Annotated in this window: 3 protein-coding genes, 1 tRNA gene and 1 pseudogene; 2 read left to right on the top strand and 3 right to left on the bottom strand. The window is 72.2% G+C overall.

The genetic code is table 11. The annotated features are described in order from the left end of the window. Positions 1–104 precede the first annotated feature (104 nt). The gene (locus VN520_RS38735) at positions 105–704 is read right to left on the bottom strand and encodes a DUF4365 domain-containing protein (RefSeq protein ID WP_325751645.1); all 600 of its coding nucleotides are present in this window, start codon (positions 702–704) and stop codon (positions 105–107) included. A gap of 194 nt (positions 705–898) precedes the next feature. Here VN520_RS38735 and VN520_RS38730 point away from each other — a divergent pair, with 194 nt between their 5' ends. Next, positions 899–1,612, top strand: a complete 714-nt coding sequence (locus tag VN520_RS38730; protein ID WP_325751644.1) for a 3'-5' exonuclease — start codon at positions 899–901, stop codon at positions 1,610–1,612. Between the two features lie 61 nt (positions 1,613–1,673). On the opposite strand, the gene VN520_RS38725 is transcribed toward VN520_RS38730, so the two are convergent. Together VN520_RS38725 and VN520_RS38720 are read right to left on the bottom strand one after the other, a co-directional pair. After that, positions 1,674–1,745: transfer RNA gene (locus VN520_RS38725), tRNA-Val, on the bottom strand. 39 nt (positions 1,746–1,784) lie between these two features. Continuing rightward, complete coding sequence (locus VN520_RS38720; RefSeq protein WP_325751646.1) at positions 1,785–2,231, bottom strand: SRPBCC family protein; 447 nt, start codon at positions 2,229–2,231, stop codon at positions 1,785–1,787. Positions 2,232–2,285: 54 nt separating this feature from the next. Here VN520_RS38720 and VN520_RS38715 point away from each other — a divergent pair. Further along, positions 2,286–2,948: pseudogene (locus VN520_RS38715) on the top strand (hypothetical protein); the annotation flags it as partial.

Genomic DNA, 2,948 nt, shown 5'->3' with positions numbered 1-2,948 from the left:
CGCCGGGTCGGGGGGCCTTCCGGGGGCCGGTCCGTCGGCGGAGGGGTGGGTACGGCTGCCCGCCGGGGCCGTCCCTGCGGTGGGCTCGTCCATCGGCCGGTGCATCAGGGTCTCCCTCCCGCCCCGACCCGGGCCATGATGTCGCAGAGTGCGCGGTCGTCGAAGATCCGCGAGGTCGGGATCCGCACGGTGGTGCGGTGCCGGCCGGTCACCGGATGGCCGGCCAGGTTCGTCCAGTAACAGCAGTGCCGCAGGTCCAGCCGTTCGTGTCCGGCCCGCAGCCAGTCGTCCTGGCTCCGGGGCACGAGCATCACGACCAGGATCTTGTGCACCGACACGGGGCTGCGCGCGAGCTTCACCAGATGGGCGTTGTCGAGGGTGAAGGAGAACGCGGCGCCGGGTGGGTGCGGGGGTATCTGGTAGGTGCATTTGAGCTGCACCTTTATGGTCACTTCGTCGTCGACGGTGTGGCCGGGGGCGCCGTGGCTGACGTGCCAGTCGATGCCGTTGTCGGGGAAGGGCTGCGAGAGTGAACAGCCCGCTGCGGCTGCCACCGCGTGGAGATAGCCCACCTGGAGGGTCTCCATGCAGGCGGTGGTGGCGAGTGTGCCGCGCAGCGGTGGTGTGTTCCGCTGCGGCGGCGGCTTTCCCCCGTGGTCCTCGGTGGCGGCGGGACTCCCTGGGTTCGGCTGCGCGAGCGCCATGGCTCCGTGCCTTCCGGGCTGTGCCGACCGGTCGCCCGGTCTCCGCTGACGGGCCGGTCGACTTCCTTGCCCGTCCTTTGTGTTGTCACCGCAGGAGCCGGGCCGTAAACGGCGTATCAGGCATAGGGTGCGGGTATCACCGAACCGGGCAGAGGAATCTGGCCATCTGCCGCGCAGGCGCGAGGAGTTCGGGGATGATGCATTGGTTCGAGGGGCCGCTGGCGGCTTTTGACACCGAGACGACAGGCGTGGACGTCGAGGAGGACCGGATCGTGTCGGCCGCTCTCGTCGTCCAGGACACGGCGGGCGGGCGGTTCCGCGTCACCCGCTGGCTGGTCAATCCGGGGATCCCGGTGCCGCCCGGCGCCACCGAGATCCACGGTCTGACCGACGACCATCTTCAGCGCAACGGCCGGTGGCCCTCGCCGGTCGTCGAGGAGATAGGCCGGGCGCTGGCGGAGCAGTGCGCGACGGGACGGCCGCTGGTCGTGATGAACGCACCGTTCGATCTGACGCTGCTGGACCGGGAACTGAGGCGCCACCGGGCGTCGTCCCTGGCCGGCTGTCTGGGGAACAGGCCGCTGTGCGTGCTGGATCCGCGGGTGCTGGACAAGCACCTGGACCGCTACCGCAAGGGCCGTCGCACGCTGACCGATCTGTGCGGGCTGTACGGGGTGACGCTGGACGGCGCGCACGACGCGGCGGCGGCGCTCGAACTGGTGCGGGCGGTGGGGCGGCGGTTCTCCGCCCGGCTGGAGCGGCTGTCACCGGCGGAGGTGCACTCGCTGCAGGCGGTGTGGCACGCGGCTCAGGCGCGCGGGCTGCAGGCGTGGTTCGAGAAGAACGGTACGGCGGAGGCGGTGGATCCGGCGTGGCCGTTGCGCCCGGAGCTGCCTGCGGCGGCCTGATCCGGGCCGGGTACGCGAAAGCCGGTCCGTCGACGAGACCGACGGACCGGCTTTTCCCGGGTGGGCGATACTGGGTTCGAACCAGTGACCTCTTCGGTGTGAACGAAGCGCTCTCCCACTGAGCTAATCGCCCGGGAACGGGTTGAACCATACAGGGCTCGGCGGCCTGCGTTCAAACCGCTCGGAGCCACGCCCCCAGTCCGCGGCGTCCGGCGCGCATCATCAGCGTGTGGTTGGCCCGGAAGACGAGGCGCCCGGGTACGGCGAGCCGGCGCAGCAGCGCCCTGCGCACATCGGCCTCCTGCTCGTAGACGATCCGGCTGCCGCCCTCGTGGGGGGTGATGCTCCAGCGCGCCCAGCCTTCGAGGTCGCCGCTCATCCCCGCCTCGAGCGTCCGTGACACGGGGTCGCTGTGGCGCTGCCGCAGCGTCAGGACGAGGTCGTACGGGAGGGACGAGCGGAAGCGCGCCGTGGCGGTGGTGTCGTCGATGCGGCTGACCTCGCGGACCTGGGGCCACCACCGGGGGTAGTCCTCGGCGCGCTCCAGGGCGGCGTACACGGCGTCGGGCTGCGCGGGCAGCTCCCACACGCTGGTGAAGCGGTAGTGGTTCCAGTCCATGGTCACAGTCTGGGGCACGGGCCTACTCAGACGCGGAACTGAGTATCGGAGCCCATGCCCGCGCATGTGGCCGCCGCCACACTCCCGTACATGAGACATGTGCCGCCACCCGCGGAGGAACTGGCGCTCCTCGATCGCGAACTGGCCCGGCTGGACGCCCGTCGGCTGCAGTTGCTGAATCGCCGTGCCTGGCTGCTGGGCGTGCTGCGCGTGCCGGCCGCTCCGCCGTCTCCCCCGGTGCCGGCTGTCCGGCCTGCCGCCCCGCCTCACGCTCCGCCCGCGTCGGCGCCGGCGCACGGCACGCAGAACGTGCTGCTGGTGCTCGGTGGCCTGCTGCTGACGGTCGCCGCGATCGCGTTCACCCTGTTCAGTTGGGGCGAGATGGGCATCGCCGGGCGTTCGGCGGTGCTGGCGGCCGTGACCGCGGGTGCGCTGGTGGCGCCCGCGCTGCTGCTGGCCCGCGCGTTGCCCTCGACGGCGGAGGCGGTGGCCGCTCTGGCCCTGGTGCTGACGGTGCTGGACGCGGTCGCGCTGCACGCGGTCGCGGCGCCGGAGTCGGACGGGCTCGTCTTCTCGGCGGTCGCCTCGGCGGTGCTGGTGGCGGTGTGGACCCTGTACGGTCTGCTGCTCGGCCGGCTGCGGACGCCGTTGCCCGCGGCCGTGGTGGCGGGGCAGCTGCCGCTGGTGTTCACCGCGTGGGCGGCCGGGGCGTCCGCG

Source organism: Streptomyces sp. (genome assembly GCF_035563135.1).
Lineage (GTDB): Bacteria > Actinomycetota > Actinomycetes > Streptomycetales > Streptomycetaceae > Streptomyces.
Note: the sequence above shows the minus strand (reverse complement) of the source record. Positions and strands in the feature narration are given on the sequence as shown.

What these genes read in the sequence shown, in the direction of transcription:
- VN520_RS38720 (WP_325751646.1), bottom strand. Translation starts at nt 2,231, where the DNA reads ATGGACTGGAACCACTACCGCTTCACCAGCGTGTGGGAGCTGCCCGCG.
- VN520_RS38730 (WP_325751644.1), top strand. Translation starts at nt 899, where the DNA reads ATGATGCATTGGTTCGAGGGGCCGCTGGCGGCTTTTGACACCGAGACG.
- VN520_RS38735 (WP_325751645.1), bottom strand. Translation starts at nt 704, where the DNA reads ATGGCGCTCGCGCAGCCGAACCCAGGGAGTCCCGCCGCCACCGAGGAC.